Source organism: Enterobacter cloacae complex sp. P27C (assembly GCF_014895705.1).
GTDB classification, from domain to species: Bacteria; Pseudomonadota; Gammaproteobacteria; order Enterobacterales; family Enterobacteriaceae; genus Enterobacter; species Enterobacter bugandensis.
The window spans coordinates 1-21656 of the sequence record NZ_JADBQB010000012.1; the positions used below are offsets into that span (position 1 = coordinate 1).

Below are 21656 nucleotides of genomic sequence, written 5' to 3' on the forward strand. Positions count from 1 at the left end.
AAACGGGTTCTTATGCCTCAGTTGTAAGTGTCTACCATGTCCCCGAACAAGTGTTCACTATGTCCCCGGACCGTACACGTATCCATCGCGGGGAGGTTCAAAAACGCACCAGTAAATTCCGCATTCATGTAAATGAATCGGGTTAGAGCCCGCATGAATAAAGCCATGTCTTATTCTGAATATCCCTTCAAGTAACGCGAACTTTTTAGAACAAGAAGTCGAAATGAGTATAGTAAGCCAGTCGTTTCAGAAGAAACGGCGTAGGTGAATCCGAACTTAAGGACAGCGTTATGGATACGAAATTTATCGACTGGCATACGGCAGATATCATTGCGGCACTGCGCAAAAGAGGTACGTCACTTGCAGCAGAGTCCCGCCGCCATGGTCTGAGTTCTTCCACCCTGGCCAACGCCCTGACCCGCCCCTGGCCAAAGGGAGAATTGATTATCGCGACGGCGCTGGAAACGCACCCGTGGGTGATCTGGCCTTCACGTTATCACGATCCTGTTACTCATGAATTTATCGACAGAACGCGCATGATGCGCCAGAGAAAAGCAAAAACAGAACCGCAGGGATAACGGTTTTTTGACAGGAATAGCAACCCCCCGGTCATTTCTGGCAGGGGGCTGCCGGAACGATTACTCGCCCTTCACACGCTCGATATTGGCACCCAGCGCGCGCAGTTTGTCTTCAATACGTTCATAGCCACGATCGATGTGATAAATACGATCCACCACCGTTGTGCCTTCCGCGATACAGCCCGCCAGCACCAGGCTTGCAGACGCACGCAGATCCGTTGCCATTACCTGAGCACCGGACAGTTTCTCAACGCCATGGCAAATCACGGTATTACTTTCGATCTCAGCATGTGCACCCATACGGATCAGTTCCGGTACGTGCATAAAACGGTTTTCGAAAATCGTCTCGGTAATCACACCGGTTCCTTCGGCAACCAGGTTCAGCAGAGTGAACTGTGCCTGCATATCGGTCGGGAATGCCGGATGCGGAGCCGTACGCACGGTCACCGCTTTAGGACGCTTGCCGTGCATGTCGAGGCTGATCCAGTCTTCACCGGTTTCAACATCGGCACCCGCTTCACGCAGCTTCGCCAGAACGGCATCCAGAGTGTCTGGCTGTGCATTACGGCAGACAATCTTACCGCCGGAAATGGCCGCAGCCACCAGGAAGGTGCCGGTTTCGATACGGTCCGGCAGAACGCGATACACACCACCGCCCAGACGCTCAACGCCTTCAATGGTGATGCGGTCAGTACCCTGGCCGGAAATCTTCGCGCCCAGCGCCACGAGGAAATTGGCGGTATCCACGATCTCCGGTTCACGCGCGGCGTTTTCGATGATGGTGGTACCTTCTGCCAGCGTTGCCGCAGACATGATGGTAACGGTAGCGCCTACGCTCACTTTGTCCATGACAATGTGTGCGCCTTTCAGACGACCGTTGACGGAGGCCTTAACGTAACCCTCTTCCAGCTTGATCTCTGCGCCCAGTTTCTCCAGGCCAAAGATATGCAGGTCAACCGGACGCGCGCCGATGGCGCAACCGCCCGGCAGCGAAACCTGACCCTGACCGAAACGTGCCACCAGCGGGCCAAGCGCCCAGATAGATGCACGCATGGTTTTAACCAGATCGTAAGGCGCAGAGAAGTTGTTCACGTTGCTGGCGTCGATCCAGACGGAACCGTTGCGCTCAACTTTAGTGCCCAACTGGGTGAGCAACTTCATGGTCGTGTCGATATCTTTCAGCTTCGGTACGTTCTGAATTTCTACCGGCTCTTCCGCGAGCAGCGCAGCAAAGAGGATTGGTAGCGCGGCGTTCTTCGCGCCAGAAATTGTGACTTCGCCCTGGAGACGCGTTGGCCCCTGTACACGAAATTTATCCATTGTGTGCTCTCTTATAAATTCAACCGTGCTGCGGGCCTGTCGCCCTCAGCTCAAAAACCGTTTAGTTTGCGATCGCGTGCCCACTCTTGCGGGGTGAACGCTTTAATCGACAGGGCGTGGATGCGGTTATCCGCAATATATTCCATCAGCGGCGCGTACACAGCCTGCTGCTTCTTCACACGGCTCATACCGTCGAACATCTCACCCACAGCAATAACCTGGAAGTGACTGCCATCGCCAGTGACGTGGGCTTCCTGAAGGGAGAGTGCATTCATCAGCACTGTCTGGATTTCATGATTTTCCATGGGCTCTTAATCATCTGATAGTGAAAACAAGCCCAACATCTTAGAGCAAAGTGGCGTCGTCTTAAACAAGCAAAAAGCCCCGACGATGAAACTGTCAGGGCTTTCGGAAGTAACGCACTGAAAATATTAACGAGGCAGTACGTCCTGAGGCAGATTGTAGAGTTGCGCAAGGGTAACGACATTGTCACTTGCGCCATGAAGCATGACGCTTGTTCCCTGCTTTTTGCCCACGGCAACCAGATGGGCGAGCAGCGCAACGCCTGCCGTATCCACCCGCGTGACGTCGGTTAAGTCGATAAGCGTCACGCCCTGCATCGCTTCCTGGCGTTTATCCCACAGTGGGTTCAGCAGATCCTGGTCCAGCTCACCGGACAGCCTTAACGTCTCACCTTCACGCGACCAGCGGAGTTGCTGCGACATTACTTCTTCTCGTCCAGGGTAATTTTCTGACGAGCAATGGACTGCAACTGTGCGGTCAGGCCATCAATGCCCTTGGTGCGCAGCAGGTCGCTCCACTCGTTTTGTTTAGTGGTGATCATGCTCACCCCTTCGGCGATCATGTCATACGCCTGCCAGTGGCCGGTCTGGCTATTTTTACGCCACTGGAAATCCAGGCGCACCGGCGGACGGCCGTTAGGATCGATGATCGTTACGCGAATAGGCACGATGGTCGCATCACCCAGCGGCTGCTCCGGGGCGATCTGATAGGTCTGACCGTGGTACATCGCCAGCGCCTGACCATACGCTTGCTTCAGGTATTCACGGAATGCGGCAAAATAGGCCTCACGCTGCGCCGGGGTGGCGTCTTTGTAATAGCGGCCCAGCACCAGCGCTCCCGCATATTTGATCTGCACATACGGCAGCAGTTCCTGGTCAACCACGTCACGCAGATAGTCAGGATTCGCGCGAATTTTTGGCTGTTCGTTTTTGAGACGGTCGAAGGTTTTCTTCGCAGCTTCGTCCATCAGTTTGTACGGGTTGCTCTGATCCGCAGCATGTGCCGCAGTGAGAGGGGCAATGACCAGCATGGCAACCATTAACAGTCGTTTAAACATGAATGACTTCTCCTGAATTAATTCGCAGCACCAGGGGTCGGCGCAACGTTGGTATGGTCTTCACTCTGCGCAGGGACATCGTCAGACTTTTTATCATCCCCTTTACTGTTGTAAAGGAACTGACCAATCATGTCCTCCAGCACCATCGCGGACTTCGTATCCTGGATAACGCTACCGTCTTTAAGGATAGTCGTTCCCAGCTCGGGATCTTCAAAGCCGACGTTAAGTGCCAGATATTGTTCACCCAGCAGGCCGGAAGTACGGATAGAAAGGGAGCTGGTGTCCGGAATGTGGTTGTAACGTTCTTCGATATCCATCGCAACGCGCGGCAGATACGTTTTCTCATCGAGCGTAATGTCAGATACGCGGCCGATCACCACGCCGCCAATGCGGACCGGTGAACGCGCCTTCAGCCCGCCGATGTTATCGAACGTGGCATAGATGCGATACGTCGGCTCGGTGCGCACAGACGTAATATCTGCCGCTCTCAGGCAGATAAACAGCGCCGCCAGCAGCGCCAGCAGCAGGAAAACGCCGACCCAAATTTCATTTTTTCTCGTTTGCATGAACTCAATTCCCAAACATCAGTGCGGTGAGCACAAAATCCAGGCCCAGTACGGCCAGCGACGAATGTACGACAGTACGTGTAGTTGCACGGCTAATGCCCGCCGACGTCGGGATAGCATCGTAACCATTGAACAATGCAATCCAGGTGACCGTAATGGCAAACACCACGCTTTTAATCAGGCAGTTAACCAGATCCATTCGCAGGTCTATGGCGTCCTGCATCGCGGACCAGAAGAAGCCGGCATCGATGCCTTTCCAGTGGACCCCAACCAGCGAACCGCCCCAGATCCCCACGGCGACAAACAGAATAGTCAGTAGCGGGAGCGAGATCACCCCCGCCCAGAAACGCGGCGAGATCACGCGACGCAGCGGATCGACCGCCATCATCTCCATGCTGGAGAGCTGCTCGGTCGCACGCATCAGGCCAATCTCAGCCGTTAATGCCGACCCAGCGCGTCCGGCAAACAGCAGTGCCGCCACAACCGGACCCAATTCGCGCAGCAGCGAAAGCGCCACCAGCATTCCGAGGCTGGTTTCCGCACTGTAGGTTGTCAGAACAAGGTAGCCCTGCAGCCCCAGCACCATGCCGATAAACAGACCGGAAACAATAATGATGAGCATCGACAGCACGCCGACATTATAAAGCTGACGCACCAGCAGAGGGGCGTGCTTACTAAACTCCGGCTTGCCGACCAGCGCGTTGAATAACATCAATCCGGCACGCCCGAACGTCCTGATGGTTTTTATGCCACGGTGTCCGAGAGCGGCCAACGCATTTAACAGCATGAGTGGCTTAACTCCCTATTCCCAGTAAATCGTCACGATAATCGCCCGCCGGGTAGCGGAACGGTACGGGTCCGTCAGCAATACCGTCGAGGAACTGCCGCACGCGCGGATCGCAATTTTCCTGCAGCGCCTGGGCGCTGCCGTGTGCAACGATCTTTTTGTCCGCCACGATATAGGCGTAATCGGCAATGCTCAACACTTCCGGTACATCGTGAGACACCACGATACAGGTGACGCCGAGCGCGCTGTTCAGTTCAGAGATGAGCTTTACCAGCACGCCCATCGTGATGGGATCCTGCCCGACGAACGGTTCGTCGAACATGATTAAATCGGGCTCTAATGCAATGGCTCGCGCCAGCGCGGCGCGGCGCGCCATCCCGCCGGACAGCTCCGAAGGCATTAGCTTCGCGGCTCCCCGCAACCCCACAGCTTCAAGCTTCATCATCACCGTGCTTTTCAGCAGCTCAGGCGGCAGGCTGGTATGCTCACGCAGCGGATAGGCCACGTTATCAAAGACGTTCATGTCGGTGAACAACGCCCCCGACTGAAAGAGCATACTCATACGTTTGCGGACAGTATACAGGCGCGAGCGCGACATCTCCGGGACGTTTTCGCCATCGAAGAGGATTTCACCGCTATCCGGTGGGATCTGACCACCAATAAGGCGCAGGAGGGTCGTTTTACCGATCCCGGACGGCCCCATGATGGCGGTGATTTTGCCACGCGGTACGGTCAACGAAATATCATCGAATATCAGTCGATTGCCGCGAGAAAAACTCACACCGCGGACATCGACGATATTCGCCATCGTTTGGCTCATTTATAGTTCCTTTCTTACCCTGCTCACGTTAAGACGTGCAGCCTGAATCAGCCCTTAACCCCGCATTTTTACAGAATATTAGCCGTTGAGGTTAGCGAAAGCTGGCATTTGTTTTACTTTTCCGGCGCATAAAGTCAAAATTAGGAATTCGTTACGCCTCAGACCGTATGCAGTCCAGCCATTCCCGCGCGATGGACCGACAAGTATACCTGAAGAAAGGACTTTTGATGCTTTTAGCAACAGCACTGTTAATCATTGGTTTACTGTTAGTGGTCTACAGTGCTGACCGTTTAGTCTTTGCTGCATCTATCCTGTGTCGCCTGACGGGTGTACCGCCTGTAGTCATCGGGATGACCGTGGTCAGCGTTGGCACGTCACTTCCTGAAATCATCGTCTCCGTCTCGGCGTCGTTGCATGGTCAGTTAGACCTGGCAATTGGCACCGCGATTGGCTCTAACATCGTCAATATATTACTGATTTTAGGCCTTGCGGCACTGCTCCATCCATTTCGCGTGCATTCTGATGTTCTGCGCCGTGAATTGCCGCTAATGTTAGTCGTAAGCCTGCTGGCAGGGTGCGTATTTTATGATGGCGTACTGAGCTATAGCGACGGCATTTTCCTGCTGGCGCTGGCCGTCATCTGGTTACTGTATAGTGTTAAGATTGCCCGCCAGGCGGAAAAACAGGGTCAGGATAGCCTGACGCGTGAACAGGTTGCCGAACTCCCGCGGGAAGGCACGCTGCCGGTCGCCCTCCTCTGGCTTGGCGTTGCGCTGATCATCATGCCGATGGCAACGCGCATGGTCGTGGATAACGCGACGGTACTGGCGAACTATTTCGCCATGAGCGAACTGACGATTGGCCTGACGGTTATTGCTATCGGCACCAGCCTGCCGGAGCTGGCCACCGCCATTGCGGGGGCACGTAAAGGGGAAGATGACATCGCCATTGGTAATATCATCGGCTCCAACATATTTAATATCGCGATTGTCATGGGCCTGCCGGCTCTGATTACGCCGGGGCCGTTTAATCCTATGGCGTTTTCACGCGATTACGGGGTGATGTTGCTGGTCAGCGTGATATTTGCCCTGCTCTGCTGGCGGCGGCAACGCCAGATCGGCAAAGGCGCAGGCGCGCTGCTGACGGGTGGATTTATCGTATGGATGGCGATGCTGTACTGGCTCTCGCCTCTTCTCTCTGGGTAAACGGAAACGCATTATGTCGCAAATAGAATTGCAGCCGGGTTTTGACTTTCAGAAAGCAGGCAAAGAGGTTCTGGAGATTGAACGTGAAGGTCTGGCGCAGTTAGATCAGTACATTAATCAGGATTTTAGTCTGGCATGTGAGAAGATATTCTACTGTGCCGGGAAAGTCGTGGTGATGGGGATGGGCAAGTCCGGCCACATTGGGCGCAAAATGGCGGCAACGTTTGCCAGCACCGGAACCTCGTCCTTCTTTGTACACCCGGGGGAAGCCGCGCACGGCGACCTGGGGATGGTCACGCCGCAGGATGTCGTTATCGCGCTGTCCAACTCCGGTGAATCCAATGAAATTCTGGCATTGATCCCCGTACTGAAGCGTCTGCAGGTGCCGCTGATTTGCATGACCAGCCGTCCGGAAAGTAGCATGGCGCGTGCAGCCGATATTCATCTGTGCGTTAAAGTACCGAAAGAGGCCTGCCCGCTCGGCCTGGCGCCAACATCCAGCACCACCGCCGCGCTGGTCATGGGTGATGCGCTTGCCGTCGCGCTGCTTGAAGCCCGCGGTTTTACGCCGGAAGATTTCGCGCTCTCCCATCCGGGCGGCGCGCTGGGGCGCAAGCTGCTGCTGCGGGTAAACGATATTATGCACACCGGGGATGAGATCCCTCACGTCAGCAAAGAAGCCTCCCTGCGTGATGCGCTGCTGGAAATAACCCGTAAGAATCTGGGTATGACGGTCGTGTGCGACGATCTGATGAAAATTCAGGGGATCTTCACCGATGGCGACCTGCGTCGCGTGTTCGACATGGGTGTAGATGTCCGCACGCTCGGCATTGCCGATGTGATGACGCCCGGCGGCATTCGCGTGCGTCCGGGAACGCTGGCCGTGGATGTGCTGAACCTGATGCAGTCCCGCCATATCACCTCCGTTATGGTTGCCGATGGCGACCAGTTGCTGGGTGTGGTACATATGCATGATCTGCTGCGCGCTGGCGTAGTGTAATAAAGGATAAGACAATGAGTAATGCGGGTGCATCCCTTGCAACCTGTTATGGTCCGGTCAGTACCCAGATGATGGCAAAGGCGGAAAATATTCGTCTGCTCATTCTGGATGTGGATGGCGTACTTTCCGATGGCCTGATTTACATGGGCAATAATGGTGAAGAGCTGAAAGCGTTTAACGTTCGCGACGGCTACGGTATCCGCTGTGCGCTCACCTCGGGTATTGAGGTTGCTATCATCACCGGACGAAAAGCTAAACTGGTAGAAGACCGCTGTGAAACCTTAGGCATTACCCATCTTTACCAGGGTCAATCCGATAAGATGGCAGCGTTCAATGATTTACTGGGTAAACTGGCTATCGCACCGGAAAACGTGGCCTACGTCGGGGACGACCTGATTGACTGGCCGGTGATGGCTGAAGTCGGTCTCAGCATCGCGGTTGCTGATGCTCATCCGCTGTTGATCCCGCGCGCTGACTACGTTACCCACATCAACGGTGGCCGGGGTGCCGTCCGTGAAGTCTGCGATCTGCTTCTGCTGGCGCAGGGCAAGCTTGATGAAGCCAAAGGGCAATCGATATGAGTAAAACCAGACGTTGGGTTATCATTCTGCTTTCGCTTGTCGCACTGGTATTGATTGGCGTGAACCTTGCCGATCGCGACGATACGCAAACGGAAGTCGTCAACAATAACGATCCAACCTATAAAAGCGATCACAGTGACACCGTGGTCTATAGCCCGGAAGGTGCGCTGAATTATCGCTTGATTGCCCAGCACGTTGAATACTTTTCCGATGACGGCGTTTCGTGGTTTACCCAACCTGTCATGACCACTTTCGATAAAGACAAAGTGCCGACGTGGTCAATTAAGTCAGATCGGGCCAAACTGACAAATGATCGTATGCTTTATCTGTATGGCCACGTTGAAGTCAACGCCCTGACCGCTGACTCGCAACTGCGAAAAATTACGACGGATAATGCCCAGATCAACCTGGTAACCCAGGACGTGACGTCGCAGGATCTGGTCACACTGTATGGCACAACATTTAATTCCAGCGGTTTAAGAATGCGCGGGAACTTACGCAGCAAGAACGCCGAGCTGATTGAAAAGGTTAGAACCTCCTATGAAATTCAAAACAAACAAACTCAGCCTTAAAGTAATTATCGCCAGCGCGATGCTGGCGGCCAGTCTCCCCGCGCTTGCTGTAACGGGCGATACCGACCAGCCGATCCATATCGAGTCCGACACTCAGTCTCTCGATATGCAGGGTAACGTCGTCACCTTCACGGGTAACGTCGTCATGACTCAGGGGACCATCAAAATTAACGCCGATAAAGTGGTCGTTACCCGTCCGGGCGGCGAGCAGGGCAAAGAGATCATTGATGGTTACGGCAACCCGGCCACCTTCTACCAGATGCAGGACAACGGCAAGCCGGTGAAGGGCCACGCCTCGCATATGCACTATGAGCTGGCGAAGGACCTGGTCATCCTGACCGGAAACGCGTATCTGGAACAGCTGGACAGCAATATTACCGGTGACCAGATTACCTATCTGGTGAAAGAGCAAAAAATGCAGGCCTCCAGCGAGAAAGGCAAACGCGTAACCACCGTGCTGGTTCCGTCGCAGCTGCAGGACAAAGGCAAGGGCCAGGCCCCGGCACAGAAGAAGAGTAACTAATTCGCTATGGCAACATTAACTGCAAAAAATCTCGCGAAGGCCTATAAGGGCCGCCGTGTCGTAGAAGATGTCAGTCTGACCGTCAACTCCGGCGAAATTGTGGGCCTGCTTGGCCCGAACGGTGCGGGTAAAACCACCACCTTCTACATGGTGGTTGGCATTGTGCCGCGCGATGCCGGCAACATTATTATTGACGATGAAGATATCAGCCTGCTGCCGCTGCACGCGCGCGCGCGCCGTGGCATCGGCTATCTGCCGCAGGAAGCCTCTATTTTCCGTCGTCTGAGCGTCTTTGATAACCTGATGGCAGTCCTGCAAATTCGCGACGACCTGACCAACGAACAGCGTCAGGATCGCGCCAACGAGCTGATGGAAGAGTTTCATATCGAACACCTGCGCGACAGCCTGGGCCAGGCCTTGTCCGGGGGGGAACGCCGTCGTGTTGAGATTGCGCGCGCGCTGGCCGCCAATCCGAAGTTTATCCTTCTGGATGAACCGTTTGCGGGCGTTGACCCGATCTCCGTTATCGACATTAAACGCATTATCGAGCATCTGCGTGACAGCGGACTTGGCGTGCTGATCACCGACCACAACGTTCGTGAAACGCTGGCGGTATGTGAACGTGCGTATATCGTGAGCCAGGGCAATCTGATCGCTCACGGTACGCCGCAGCAGATCCTCGAAGACGATCATGTTAAGCGCGTCTATCTTGGGGAAGACTTCAGACTCTGATAGGGTAGAGGTAACGTAACGCCGAACCGGAGAAAAATGCTCTGAACATGAAGCAAGGTTTGCAATTAAGGCTCAGCCAACAGCTGGCGATGACGCCGCAGTTACAGCAGGCAATTCGTCTGTTGCAACTGTCCACCTTAGAACTCCAGCAGGAGCTCCAGCAGGCGCTGGACAGCAATCCCCTGCTGGAGCAAGCCGATCTTCATGACGAGGTAGATACCCAGCAGTCACAGGACACAGAAGCGCTCGACACCGCGGATGCACTCGAACAAAAAGAGATGCCGGACGAGCTTCCGCTGGATGCCAGCTGGGATGAAATCTATACCGCCGGGACCCCTTCCGGCACGCGTGCAGACTACCAGGACGACGAGCTACCGGTCTACCAGGGCGAAACCACCCAGTCGCTGCAGGATTACCTGATGTGGCAGGTAGAGCTTACCCCCTTCTCCGATACCGACCGCGCTATTGCCACGTCGATTGTCGACGCCGTTGATGACACCGGTTATTTGACCGTCACGCTGGACGACATTCTGGAAAGCATGGGCGATGAAGAGATTGAGATTGAGGAGATTGAAGCGGTACTGAAACGCATTCAGCGCTTCGATCCGGTCGGGGTGGCCGCGAAGGACCTGCGTGACTGTCTGCTGATCCAGCTTTCTCAGTTCAGCAAAGAGACGCCGTGGCTCGACGAGGCACGCTTAATCATCAGCGATCATCTGGATCTTCTGGCTAACCACGATTTCCGCACCCTGATGCGCGTGACGCGCCTGAAGGAAGAGGTGCTGAAAGAGGCGGTAAATCTGATCCAGTCCCTCGATCCGCGTCCCGGTCAGTCGATCCAGACCAGCGAACCCGAGTACGTTATCCCGGACGTGCTGGTCAGAAAACACAATGACCGCTGGGTCGTTGAACTGAACTCTGACAGCATCCCTCGCCTGCAAATCAACCAGCAGTACGCCTCCATGTGTACCAGCGCGCGCAACGACTCCGACAATCAATATATTCGCAGCAATCTTCAGGAAGCGCGATGGTTGATCAAGAGCCTGGAGAGCCGGAATGATACCCTGCTTCGCGTGAGCCGCTGCATCGTCGAACAGCAGCAGGCCTTCTTTGAGCAGGGCGAAGAGTATATGAAGCCGATGGTGCTGGCGGATATCGCCCAGGCCGTTGAGATGCATGAATCCACTATTTCCCGCGTTACTACGCAGAAGTATCTGCACAGTCCGCGCGGTATTTTTGAGCTTAAGTATTTCTTCTCCAGCCACGTGAACACCGAGGGTGGCGGCGAAGCCTCCTCAACGGCGATTCGCGCCCTGGTGAAGAAGTTGATCGCCGCGGAGAACCCCGCGAAGCCACTAAGTGACAGTAAGTTGACCACCATGCTGTCCGATCAGGGTATTATGGTGGCACGTCGTACTGTTGCGAAGTATCGAGAGTCTTTATCCATTCCGCCGTCTAACCAGCGTAAACAGCTGGTCTGACACAACCGATAAGGAAGACACTATGCAGCTCAATATCACAGGACATAACGTCGAGATTACTGAGGCTTTACGTGACTTCGTGAACGCTAAGTTCGCGAAACTCGAGCAGTATTTCGAAAGGATCAATCAGGTCTACGTTGTGTTAAAAGTGGAGAAAGTGACTCATATCTCGGATGCAACCCTGCATGTTAACGGGGGTGAACTCCATGCCAGTGCGGAAGGGCAAGACATGTACGCGGCTATCGACGGCTTGATTGACAAGCTTGCGCGACAGCTCAATAAACATAAAGATAAACTGAAACAACACTAATTGTCCGGGCAGTTAACGGGTGCAGGACGGCCTGTTGTGAAACACAACGGGCCATTTGTACAGTTAGCGCTTAGGTGAAATTATGATGAACAACGATTCCGCTCTTCAACTGAGCAATGTCCTTAACCAGGAATGTACCCGCAGTGCCGTTCACTGCCAGAGCAAAAAACGTGCGCTGGAGATCATCAGTGAATTGGCTGCAAAACAGCTGGGCCTGCCGCCGCAGGTGGTGTTCGAAGCCATTCTGACCCGTGAAAAGATGGGCAGTACCGGTATCGGCAACGGCATCGCGATCCCGCACGGCAAGCTGGAAGAGGACACCCTGCGTGCCGTCGGTGTGTTTGTGCAACTGGAAACCCCAATCGCTTTTGACGCCATTGATAACCAGCCCGTCGATCTCCTCTTCGCGCTGTTGGTGCCTGCCGACCAGACCAAGACCCACCTGCATACGCTTTCGCTGGTTGCTAAACGTCTGGCGGATAAAACCATCTGCCGTCGACTGCGCTCAGCCCAAAGTGATGAAGAGCTTTATCAAATTATCACTGAAGCAGAAGGCAATCAGGATGACGCATAACCAGGTGATGGCCTTCACATCTGTTGTCCTGAGGAGAAACGGAACATGGTGCTGATGATTGTCAGCGGTCGTTCAGGGTCGGGGAAATCCGTTGCCCTGCGCGCGCTGGAAGACATGGGTTTTTACTGCGTCGATAACCTGCCGGTCGTGTTATTGCCCGATCTGGCACGCACGTTAGCGGAGAGACAAACCTCCGCCGCCGTCAGTATCGACGTTCGTAACATGCCGGAATCGCCAGAGATCTTCGAACAGGCAATGAGTAACCTGCCTGACGCGTTCTCGCCTCAGCTGCTGTTCCTTGATGCCGACCGCAATACCCTGATCCGCCGCTACAGCGACACCCGTCGTCTGCACCCGCTTTCCAGCAAGAATCTCTCGCTGGAGAGCGCCATCGACGAAGAGAGCGATCTGCTTGAGCCGCTGCGCTCACGTGCCGATCTGATTGTCGACACCTCAGAGATGTCCGTTCACGAGCTGGCGGAAATGCTGCGAACCCGGCTGCTGGGTAAACGCGAGCGCGAGCTGACGATGGTGTTCGAATCCTTCGGCTTTAAGCACGGTATTCCGATTGATGCGGACTATGTTTTCGACGTGCGCTTCCTGCCGAACCCGCACTGGGATCCCAAACTGCGTCCAATGACCGGCCTGGATAAGCCCGTGGCGGCGTTCCTTGACCGACACACAGAAGTTCACAATTTTATCTACCAGACGCGAAGCTACCTTGAGCTATGGTTACCTATGCTGGAGACAAACAATCGTAGCTACCTGACGGTGGCGATTGGCTGTACCGGCGGTAAACATCGTTCGGTCTACATCGCCGAACAGCTGGCCGACTATTTCCGCTCGCGCGGTAAGAACGTTCAGTCCCGTCATCGCACGCTGGAAAAACGTAAAACATGACCGTAAAACAAACCGTTGAGATCACCAATAAGCTGGGCATGCATGCACGCCCGGCGATGAAGCTGTTTGAGCTGATGCAGGGTTTCGATGCAGAAGTGCTGCTGCGTAATGACGAAGGCACCGAAGCGGAAGCCAACAGCGTGATTGCGCTGCTGATGCTGGACTCCGCCAAAGGGCGTCAGATTGAGGTTGAAGCCACCGGTCCTCAGGAAGAGGAAGCTCTGGCAGCGGTAGTTGCGCTGTTTAACGCCGGGTTCGACGAAGATTAGGCCTGCTATTCTGGCGGGTGGCGCTGCGCTTACCCGCCCTACATTAACGCATTTCTCTCCATAAACCCTTCCCCACCCAGCTGGCGCATCTGGCGCATGATCCACGCCTGACGGCTTCGCACATACCCTGACGGGGCGCTGGCCTTGAAGCGGACAGGATTAGGCAGAACAGCCGCGAGCAGCGCCGCTTCCGACATGCTCAGCCTGCTGGCAGGTTTATTAAAATAGCGTTGTGATGCAGCTTCGACACCAAATACCCCGTCGCCGAACTCGGCGATATTAAGGTAAACGGTCAGAATACGCTTTTTGCTCCAGACCGTTTCCATTCCCAGGGTCAGGCCCGCTTCCAGCCCTTTTCGCACCCAGCTTCGGCCATCCCACAGGAACAGGTTTTTAGCCGTCTGCTGCGACAGCGTTGACGCACCGCGCACGCGGTTTTCGTGACGTTCGTTATGGGCCAGCGCCTTTTCGATCGCGGCCACATCGAACCCCCAGTGCTCCGGGAATTTTTGATCTTCCGCCGCGATAACCGCCAGCCCCATGAACGGAGAAATTTCATCCATGCTCACCCAGTCAGAATGGGCAACATAGCCGAAATCACCGGAGAACCACGCGCTAAGCTGGCGCTCAACCATGACCGCTGAAAACGGTACCGGCAAAATGCTGAACACGGCCAGGCCGCCCCCCCAGAACACCGCCAGGACGAGAACGATGCGTAAAAGAAGGCGTTTCAACCATGCGCCTGCGGAAGACTGACGCCTCATTCCGTCAGCACCAGCACCCGGGCGACCAGCTTTTCAATGCCCACGGCGGCTTCCGCAATATTCTTCGCCAGCATATACGCGGGCGTGGTGACAACTTTGTTGTCTTCATCCACCACAATGTCATCGACCGGGCACGGAACGTGTTCACCCCCCATATCCTCGACGACCTCTGCGGTATCAATATCGGTTCCGATCGTCAGCCGTAACGGAAAATCGAAAATATTTGGCAGCATGGCCGGTGCAATACAGATAAAGCCCAGCGGCTTGCCCGCGGCATGCATCGCCAGCGTCAGCGCTTTGAGATCAGGGTCCACCGTGCATGCGGCACCCTCGGCAGCAAAGGTGCTGAGATTTTTCGCGGCGCCGAAGCCGCCCGGCACAATGAGCGCATCCAGTTCAGCGGCATCTGCCTGCGCCAGCGGATGAATCTCTCCCCGGGCAATACGCGCGGCTTCAATCAGCACGTTACGCGTTTCGGCCATCGGCTCGCCGGTCAGATGGTTAATCACATCCGACTGATTTTTGTCGGGCGCAAAACAGATAACCTCTGCTCCCTGTTTTGTCAGGGCCAGCAGCGTGATTACGGCTTCATGTATTTCTGAACCATCAAAAACACCGCATCCGCTCAGGACAACACCAATTTTTTTCATCTTGACGATCCTTCTTTGCAACTCGCTGAAGCACATTAATAATTTTGATTAAAACGCTATGCTTCACACATTTCACTGATTCATGTAACAAACCATTTAAGATTTGCTATCTTATCTGCGTGCGGCCTAAATTTTTACGGCGGCGCCCATTAGAAAATTACTTTAAAAAACAGGCGCAGCCACGATTTCCCTGGTGTTGGCGCAGTATTCGCGCACCCCGGTCTAGCCGGGGTCATTTTTTTCTGGCATCCACCCAGGCTTTAAGCACCGCAACATCGTTCTGCCACTCTTGTTTCATCTCTTCAACCCAATCACCAACGTTATCTTCCCAAGCTGGTAAATCAGGCGACTGAATCTGTTGACCCAACTGCTGCAGGTGGCGTAACCCGACCGAGCCGGCTGCGCCTTTGATTTTATGCCCTTCTTCCACGATGCCCTTCTGGTCACGCGCCGTCAGGTTTGACTCCAGCACGCTCAGATAACCCGGCATCATTTTTTCAAACACCGCCAGGCCGTCGGTAATCAGTTTCGGGCCGACCAGATCGATATACTGCTCCAGCATCGCGGTATCGAGTATCGTTTGGGCTTTTGCGCTATCAACAGACGTCATGGTGCTCTCCTCTTCATCGTGGGTATCCCAGAACTTCTTGATCATGGCGGTCAGAGCAGGCACCGCCAGAGGCTTGCTGAGTACATCGTCCATACCGGCGTCGAGATACTCTTTTTTATCTTTCAGCACGTTTGCCGTCAGCGCCACCAGCGGCGGCAGTTCATCAGCCGCGTACTGACGCGTCAGTTCACGCGAGATATCCAGCCCGGTCATATCCGGCAACTGAATATCCAGCAGAACGAGGTCATATTCACCCGGTGTAAACATCTCCAGCGCGGCTTTACCGGTCATCGCGACATCCACGCTGTTGCCCAGTTTTTCCAGCACCGAGCGCGCTACAATCACGTTAAGCTCAATATCCTCCACCAGCAGGACGTGCAGCGCAGGCAGCGGCATATCGTCATTTTCAAAGGTATCCTCTACCTCTTCCGCCACCGCCGGCGCATGCACCGTCAGCGTGAAGGTTGACCCTTTGCCCGCCTGGCTGGCAACGGTGATGTCACCACCCATGCTCTTCGCCAGCCGCTTAGACACCGCCAGGCCGATTCCGGTACCAGTGGCCGGTTTTCCACCGTTGCTGTCCTTCACCTGGTAGTACATCGCGAAAATCTTGTCCTGCTCCTCCTGCGGAATACCAATCCCGGAGTCCTCTACCTCGAAATGCAGCATGTCCCCGTCGTCATAGCGAATACGCACCGCCACCTGCCCCTTCTGGGTAAATTTCACCGCGTTGCTGATGAGATTCCACAGGATCTGACGCAGGCGCGTGCCGTCGGTAATCACTTTATGCGGCAGCGGCAGGGTGGGATCCATGACAAAATTCAGCCCCTTCTGCTGGGCCTGCAGACCAGACAAGTTTTCCAGATCGGCAAGGAAGCTGGTGAAATCAACCGGCTGGTTATCAAGCTGAACCTTTCGGCGCTCCATTTTATCCATGTCAATAATATCGTTGAAGATATTACCCAGCGTGACCGCCGAGACATGAATCGTTTTGAGGTATTTTTCCTGTTCTGCGGTCAGGTCGGTATCCAGCAGAATACGGCTCAGCCCCACAATGCCGTTAAGCGGGGTACGAAGCTCATGGCTGATGGTGGAGATGAAGGTGGTCTTGTCGCGGCTGGCGCGCTCCAGCGCATCCTGATAGCGCTTACGCTCGGTAATATCACGGCCGAAGCCCATCAGGCCGTGGCGCTTCCCGACGCGGTCATAGTACGGCACCTTACGGATCTCAAAGCAGGCTTTGCGCCCGTCCGGGTAATCCAGCCACTGTTCGTAGGTCAGCGAGACGTTATGGCGGAACACTTTTTCATCCGTCTCCATGACCTTGGCGGCCGCCTCTTCGGAGTAAACGTCCTGCGGCTTGAGGTGAATCAGCTGCTTCTCGCTTTTCCCGGTCAGGAGCTCCATCGCGCGGTTACAGCCTGAAAATTCTTTATCTTCGTTACGGTAGAATACCAGATCCGGTGAAGCGTCCAGGAACGAACGCAGGAAGGAGGATTGCTGCTCAAGCTGGATCTGCGTCACCTCGCGCTCTTTCATTTCGATTTTCAGCTGTTCCAGCGTGGCCTGACGCTCTGCCTCCGCCTTCTCACGATCTGAAATTTCCTGATTCAACTGAGCAATGTTGTCTTTAAGCTGAACGTTGAGCTTCAGGTCGCGCTCGCGCATCTCCTCCAGCTTATCGACCAGTTTTGATAAGCGCTGACGGGACTCCTCAAGCTGTTCGACCACCACGGAAAGGAAATAGACCGCCCACGGGGTAATGAGCAGGCCGAAGAAGATAGAGCGGATAACGTCGATACTCTCGACCTGACCATGCAGAACCATCGTAACGGCCATCTGCACGACAATCGCCAGAACGACCAGCGCCAGCGCCAGCAGCATGGAGAAACGCACCAGCCCAAGCTTCATCATCAGGTCGACGTAGTACTGGGCTAGCATTCGAATTTGCTTCATAGAGGATCCCTTCACGACTTTATCGCTCAATAATACTCAAATTCGAGGCGGGACGTTGAAGGTTGTGAGAAAAAGTGCGGGGTGAAACAGGAGATTAGCCTCGCCTCCGTTTCACCGGAAGCGAGGAGAGGTCAATCAGGAGCGTTTCAGCAGCAGCCAGAGGCTGATCAGGAAGAAGCTGGCGCTCGGCAGCAGCGCACCGATAATCGGCGGGATGCCATAAACCAGCGTCAGCGGACCGAAGATCTGATCGAGTACATAGAAGACAAAGCCGAAGCTAATACCGGTCACGACGCGCACGCCCATCGGCACGCTACGCAGCGGGCCGAAGATAAACGACAGCGCCATCAGCATCATCACCGCCACGGACATCGGCTGGAAGATTTTGCTCCACATGTTGAGCTGATAGCGTCCGGCATCCTGCCCGCTCGACTTCAGGTACTTCACATAGTTGTGCAAGCCGCTGATAGAGAGCGCGTCAGGATCCAGCGCAACAACCCCGAGCTTATCCGGCGTGAGGTTGGTCTTCCAGGTGCCGGTCACCGTCTGTGACCCGGTAATCTGTTTTGGATCCGTCAGGTCAGATTCATCAACCTGCGACAAACGCCACTGCTTATGTTCAGCGTCAAACTTCGCGGAAGAGGCGTGTCGGACAGACTCCAGACGGCGCTGGTCGTTGAACGCGTAGATGCTCACCCCGCCCAGTTCATCATTACCCTTTACCCGTTCGATGTAGACGAAGTTTTTCCCGTCTTTCGCCCATAAACCTTGCTGAGTCGAGAGCAGTGAACCACCGTACATTGCCTGAGCACGATAGTTACGCGCCATCTGCTCGCCCTGCGGTGCCACCCACTCGCCAATCGCCATGGTCAACAGCACCAGCGGGATTGCGGTTTTCATTACCGACAGCGCAACCTGCATACGGGTAAAGCCTGAGGCCTGCATCACCACCAGCTCGCTGCGCTGAGCCAGCATCCCCAGCCCCAGCAGCGCGCCCAGCAGAGCCGCCATCGGGAAGAAGATCTGCACATCTTTTGGCACGCTGAGCAGGGTGTACATCCCCGCCCCCATCGCGTCATAGCTGCCCTGTCCGGCTTTTTTCAGCTGATCGACAAATTTGATAATGCCGGAGAGCGACACCAGCATGAACAACGTCATCATGATGGTAGTGAAAATGGTTTTACCGATATAGCGATCAAGAACGCCAAACGCCTGCATTAGATGGCTCCTTTACGCGAGAATCGGGCACGTATGCGGCGCACAGGCACCGTATCCCACAGGTTTAATCCCAGCGCCAGTAAGATGTACAGGCTGTTAACGAACCACGTCCAGACCATCGGATCCAGTTTACCCTTCGCGCCGTTAGAGCGAATCGAGGTTTGCAGCAGGAAGTAGATCAGGTAAAGCAGCATCGCTGGCAGCATAGAGAGCACGCGGCCCTGGCGCGGGTTCACCACGCTCAGCGGCACGACAATCAGTGCCATCATAAACACGGTGAATACGAGCGTAATACGCCAGTGGAACTCAGCCCGCGCTCTGTCGGTATCGGTATTCCACAGCGTGCGCATATCCATTTGCTCGGTATCCGTCGGATCGAGCGCCACCGCCTGATGACCAATAATGGCCTGATAGTTCTGGAAATCCGTAATACGGAAGTCACGCAGCATCGCGGTGCCTTCGAAACGGGTGCCTTTATTCAGCGTGACGACCTGAGAACCGTCTTTGCGCTGAGAAAGCTTGCCAGAATCGGCAACCACCACTGACGGACGCGCGTTACCTTTAGGACGCAGCTGCGCCAGAAATACATCGTTGAATTTACTGCCGTCAACGCTCTCAATAAACAGCACGGAGTTTCCGTCAGTCGCCTGCTGGAACTGCCCCTGCGCGAGCGCCGCCAAGCCGGGGTTTGCTTTCGCCTCGGCCAGCACTTCGTCCTGATGACGGGAAGACATAGGGCCCGCCCACATCACATTCACCGCCGCAACAATGCCCGTGAACAGCGCCAGTATCATCGCCGCTTTCACCAGTACAGCTTTACTCAGGCCGCAGGCATGCATCACCGTAATTTCACTCTCGGTGTACAGCTTACCGAGGGTCATCAGCAGGCCGAGGAATAGACTCAGCGGCAGAATAAGCTGCGCCATTTCCGGGATCCCCAGCCCAAGCAGGGAAAGCACCAGATTCGTTGGAATTTCGCCGTCAACGGCCGCACCGAGGATCTTCACCAGCTTCTGACAGAAAAAAATCAGCAGCAGGATGAAGAGGATCGCCAGTTGGCTTTTGAGCGTCTCCCGCACCAGATATCTTATGATTATCACTTTAAATACGCCCGTAAAAACCCGTCTCTTTGCTGGAAAATCGCTTGTTTCATGGCTTAAACGTCATTTATTCTCTTGAGTCGTCGAAATCGTCGCTAAGATTAAAACATCCGGCGGATTCACGCTTCAGGACTTTTTCTGACGTGTCGAAACCGTAGTAACGTAAGATTAACACGAAGTCACCACAACAGCGGACATGAGTTACGAAAGGTTTCAATTCTATCCGTAGCAGCCGCCGTTGTCTTTAAGATTCAGGAGCGTAGTGCATGGAGTTCAGTGTAAAAAGCGGTAGCCCGGAGAAACAGCGGAGTGCCTGCATCGTTGTGGGCGTCTTTGAACCGCGCCGACTCTCCCCGATCGCCGAGCAACTCGATAAAATCAGTGACGGCTATATCAGCGCCCTGCTGCGCCGTGGCGAACTGGAAGGCAAACCTGGGCAGACGCTGTTACTGCACCATGTTCCGAACGTCCTGTCAGAGCGTATTCTGCTGATTGGCTGCGGCAAAGAGCGCGAGCTGGATGAACGTCAGTATAAGCAGGTTATTCAGAAAACCATTAATACGCTGAATGACACCGGTTCAATGGAAGCCGTCTGCTTCCTGACCGAGCTGCACGTCAAAGGCCGTAACACCTACTGGAAAGTGCGTCAGGCCGTCGAAACGGCAAAAGAGAGCCTTTACAGCTTCGAGCAGCTTAAGACCAACAAAAGCGAGCCGCGTCGCCCGCTGCGCAAAATGGTCTTTAACGTGCCAACCCGTCGCGAACTGACCAGCGGCGAGCGCGCCATCCAGCATGGTCTGGCGATTGCCGCCGGTATCAAAGCGGCAAAAGATCTCGGCAACATGCCGCCAAACATCTGTAACGCCGCCTACCTCGCCTCTCAGGCGCGCCAGCTGGCTGACTCCTACAGCAAAAACGTCATCACCCGCGTCATCGGCGAACAGCAGATGAAAGAGCTGGGGATGCACTCTTATCTGGCGGTGGGTAACGGCTCGCAGAACGAATCCCTGATGTCGGTCATCGAATACAAAGGCAACCCGTCTGAAGACGCGCGTCCGATCGTGCTCGTCGGTAAAGGGCTGACCTTTGACTCCGGCGGTATCTCCATCAAGCCTTCAGAAGGCATGGACGAGATGAAGTACGACATGTGCGGCGCGGCGGCGGTTTACGGCGTCATGCGCATGGTTGCGGAGCTTCAGCTGCCCATCAACGTAATCGGCGTGCTGGCAGGCTGCGAAAACATGCCTGGCGGTCGCGCGTATCGTCCGGGCGACGTCCTGACCACCATGTCCGGCCAGACCGTTGAGGTGCTCAATACCGACGCCGAAGGCCGTCTGGTACTCTGTGACGTGTTGACCTACGTTGAGCGCTTCGAGCCAGAAGCGGTTATCGACGTGGCCACCCTGACCGGTGCCTGCGTGATTGCCCTGGGCCATCACATCACCGGCCTGATGTCGAACCACAACCCGCTGGCGCACGAGCTTATCGGTGCGTCCGAGCAGGCCGGTGACCGCGCATGGCGTCTGCCGCTGGGTGACGAGTATCAGGAACAGCTGGAGTCTAACTTTGCGGACATGGCTAACATCGGCGGTCGTCCTGGCGGAGCAATTACCGCAGGCTGCTTCCTGGCGCGCTTCACCCGTAAATATAACTGGGCGCACCTGGATATCGCGGGGACCGCATGGCGCTCCGGTAAAGCCAAAGGCGCTACCGGACGTCCGGTGGCCCTGCTGTCGCAGTTCCTGCTTAATCGTGCGGGTTTTAACGGCGACGAGTAAGT

General features: G+C 55.1%; 26 protein-coding genes. 13 read left to right on the forward strand and 13 right to left on the reverse strand.

The window, feature by feature from the left end; translation table 11 throughout:
* Positions 1 to 290: 290 nt before the first annotated feature.
* Positions 291 to 578 carry a DNA-binding transcriptional regulator SfsB gene (gene sfsB, locus IM291_RS19470; protein WP_028014559.1) on the forward strand — a complete coding sequence of 96 codons (288 nt, stop codon included), beginning with the start codon at positions 291 to 293 and terminating at the stop codon, positions 576 to 578.
* 60 nt (positions 579 to 638) lie between these two features.
* Here the strand turns inward: sfsB and murA are convergent, their stop codons facing one another.
* The 7 genes from murA to mlaF form a co-directional block, all read right to left on the reverse strand.
* Positions 639 to 1898: a UDP-N-acetylglucosamine 1-carboxyvinyltransferase gene (gene murA / locus IM291_RS19475; RefSeq protein WP_028014560.1), complete on the reverse strand. Its 1260-nt coding sequence runs from the start codon at positions 1896 to 1898 to the stop codon at positions 639 to 641.
* A 50-nt stretch (positions 1899 to 1948) separates the two neighbouring features.
* Positions 1949 to 2203 carry a BolA family iron metabolism protein IbaG gene (gene ibaG / locus IM291_RS19480; protein ID WP_008501458.1) on the reverse strand — a complete coding sequence of 85 codons (255 nt, stop codon included), beginning with the start codon at positions 2201 to 2203 and terminating at the stop codon, positions 1949 to 1951.
* A gap of 126 nt (positions 2204 to 2329) precedes the next feature.
* Positions 2330 to 2623: a lipid asymmetry maintenance protein MlaB gene (gene mlaB / locus IM291_RS19485; protein WP_028014561.1), complete on the reverse strand. Its 294-nt coding sequence runs from the start codon at positions 2621 to 2623 to the stop codon at positions 2330 to 2332.
* The gene (gene mlaC, locus IM291_RS19490; protein ID WP_028014562.1) at positions 2623 to 3258 is read right to left on the reverse strand and encodes a phospholipid-binding protein MlaC; all 636 of its coding nucleotides are present in this window, start codon (positions 3256 to 3258) and stop codon (positions 2623 to 2625) included. Before mlaC ends, mlaB begins: the two co-directional genes overlap by 1 nt.
* 17 nt (positions 3259 to 3275) lie before the next feature.
* Complete coding sequence (mlaD, locus tag IM291_RS19495; RefSeq protein ID WP_192987533.1) at positions 3276 to 3824, reverse strand: outer membrane lipid asymmetry maintenance protein MlaD; 549 nt, start codon at positions 3822 to 3824, stop codon at positions 3276 to 3278.
* A gap of 4 nt (positions 3825 to 3828) precedes the next feature.
* A complete protein-coding gene (mlaE, locus tag IM291_RS19500; RefSeq protein ID WP_028014564.1) occupies positions 3829 to 4611 on the reverse strand; it encodes a lipid asymmetry maintenance ABC transporter permease subunit MlaE in 783 nt (260 codons plus the stop codon).
* Positions 4612 to 4618: 7 nt separating this feature from the next.
* Complete coding sequence (gene mlaF / locus IM291_RS19505; RefSeq protein WP_028014565.1) at positions 4619 to 5431, reverse strand: phospholipid ABC transporter ATP-binding protein MlaF; 813 nt, start codon at positions 5429 to 5431, stop codon at positions 4619 to 4621.
* Between the two features lie 227 nt (positions 5432 to 5658).
* Here mlaF and IM291_RS19510 point away from each other — a divergent pair, with 227 nt between their 5' ends.
* The 11 genes from IM291_RS19510 to npr all read left to right on the forward strand — a co-directional run bounded on the left by IM291_RS19510 (position 5659) and on the right by npr (position 13578).
* On the forward strand, positions 5659 to 6636 hold the full coding sequence (locus IM291_RS19510; protein ID WP_192987534.1) for a calcium/sodium antiporter: 978 nt from the start codon (positions 5659 to 5661) through the stop codon (positions 6634 to 6636).
* A gap of 13 nt (positions 6637 to 6649) precedes the next feature.
* Entirely contained in the window at positions 6650 to 7636 is a 987-nt protein-coding gene (kdsD, locus tag IM291_RS19515; protein WP_028014567.1) for an arabinose-5-phosphate isomerase KdsD, read from the forward strand.
* 14 nt (positions 7637 to 7650) lie between these two features.
* On the forward strand, positions 7651 to 8217 hold the full coding sequence (kdsC, locus tag IM291_RS19520; protein ID WP_025756695.1) for a 3-deoxy-manno-octulosonate-8-phosphatase KdsC: 567 nt from the start codon (positions 7651 to 7653) through the stop codon (positions 8215 to 8217).
* Positions 8214 to 8789: an LPS export ABC transporter periplasmic protein LptC gene (gene lptC / locus IM291_RS19525; protein WP_028014568.1), complete on the forward strand. Its 576-nt coding sequence runs from the start codon at positions 8214 to 8216 to the stop codon at positions 8787 to 8789. Before kdsC ends, lptC begins: the two co-directional genes overlap by 4 nt.
* Positions 8758 to 9312: a lipopolysaccharide ABC transporter substrate-binding protein LptA gene (gene lptA / locus IM291_RS19530; RefSeq protein WP_028014569.1), complete on the forward strand. Its 555-nt coding sequence runs from the start codon at positions 8758 to 8760 to the stop codon at positions 9310 to 9312. Before lptC ends, lptA begins: the two co-directional genes overlap by 32 nt.
* Before the next feature lie 6 nt (positions 9313 to 9318).
* Positions 9319 to 10044 carry an LPS export ABC transporter ATP-binding protein gene (gene lptB / locus IM291_RS19535; protein WP_028014570.1) on the forward strand — a complete coding sequence of 242 codons (726 nt, stop codon included), beginning with the start codon at positions 9319 to 9321 and terminating at the stop codon, positions 10042 to 10044.
* A gap of 47 nt (positions 10045 to 10091) precedes the next feature.
* Positions 10092 to 11525, forward strand: a complete 1434-nt coding sequence (rpoN, locus tag IM291_RS19540) for an RNA polymerase factor sigma-54 (protein ID WP_028014571.1) — start codon at positions 10092 to 10094, stop codon at positions 11523 to 11525.
* Positions 11526 to 11547: 22 nt separating this feature from the next.
* Positions 11548 to 11835, forward strand: a complete 288-nt coding sequence (gene hpf, locus IM291_RS19545) for a ribosome hibernation promoting factor (protein ID WP_014171818.1) — start codon at positions 11548 to 11550, stop codon at positions 11833 to 11835.
* Positions 11836 to 11917: 82 nt separating this feature from the next.
* Positions 11918 to 12409, forward strand: a complete 492-nt coding sequence (ptsN, locus tag IM291_RS19550; protein ID WP_008501443.1) for a PTS IIA-like nitrogen regulatory protein PtsN — start codon at positions 11918 to 11920, stop codon at positions 12407 to 12409.
* Positions 12410 to 12454: 45 nt separating this feature from the next.
* A complete protein-coding gene (gene rapZ, locus IM291_RS19555) occupies positions 12455 to 13309 on the forward strand; it encodes an RNase adapter RapZ (RefSeq protein WP_014885397.1) in 855 nt (284 codons plus the stop codon).
* The gene (gene npr / locus IM291_RS19560; protein ID WP_025756690.1) at positions 13306 to 13578 is read left to right on the forward strand and encodes a PTS phosphocarrier protein NPr; all 273 of its coding nucleotides are present in this window, start codon (positions 13306 to 13308) and stop codon (positions 13576 to 13578) included. The genes rapZ and npr overlap by 4 nt, the downstream gene beginning before the upstream one ends.
* A 38-nt stretch (positions 13579 to 13616) precedes the next feature.
* Here the strand turns inward: npr and mtgA are convergent, their stop codons facing one another.
* The 6 genes from mtgA to IM291_RS22130 all read right to left on the reverse strand — a co-directional run bounded on the left by mtgA (position 13617) and on the right by IM291_RS22130 (position 19999).
* A complete protein-coding gene (gene mtgA, locus IM291_RS19565) occupies positions 13617 to 14342 on the reverse strand; it encodes a monofunctional biosynthetic peptidoglycan transglycosylase (protein ID WP_192987535.1) in 726 nt (241 codons plus the stop codon).
* The gene (elbB, locus tag IM291_RS19570; RefSeq protein WP_048960849.1) at positions 14339 to 14992 is read right to left on the reverse strand and encodes an isoprenoid biosynthesis glyoxalase ElbB; all 654 of its coding nucleotides are present in this window, start codon (positions 14990 to 14992) and stop codon (positions 14339 to 14341) included. Before elbB ends, mtgA begins: the two co-directional genes overlap by 4 nt.
* A 232-nt stretch (positions 14993 to 15224) precedes the next feature.
* Positions 15225 to 17558, reverse strand: a complete 2334-nt coding sequence (arcB, locus tag IM291_RS19575) for an aerobic respiration two-component sensor histidine kinase ArcB (RefSeq protein ID WP_045260464.1) — start codon at positions 17556 to 17558, stop codon at positions 15225 to 15227.
* Positions 17559 to 17693: 135 nt separating this feature from the next.
* Entirely contained in the window at positions 17694 to 18776 is a 1083-nt protein-coding gene (gene lptG, locus IM291_RS19580; protein WP_028014575.1) for an LPS export ABC transporter permease LptG, read from the reverse strand.
* A complete protein-coding gene (lptF, locus tag IM291_RS19585) occupies positions 18776 to 19876 on the reverse strand; it encodes an LPS export ABC transporter permease LptF (RefSeq protein ID WP_192987536.1) in 1101 nt (366 codons plus the stop codon). The genes lptG and lptF overlap by 1 nt, the downstream gene beginning before the upstream one ends.
* Positions 19877 to 19939: 63 nt before the next feature.
* A complete protein-coding gene (locus tag IM291_RS22130; protein WP_213743486.1) occupies positions 19940 to 19999 on the reverse strand; it encodes a hypothetical protein in 60 nt (19 codons plus the stop codon).
* A 143-nt stretch (positions 20000 to 20142) separates the two neighbouring features.
* Here IM291_RS22130 and pepA point away from each other — a divergent pair, with 143 nt between their 5' ends.
* Positions 20143 to 21654, forward strand: coding sequence for a leucyl aminopeptidase (gene pepA, locus IM291_RS19590; protein WP_192987537.1), 1512 nt, complete (start codon positions 20143 to 20145; stop codon positions 21652 to 21654).
* Positions 21655 to 21656 lie beyond the last annotated feature (2 nt).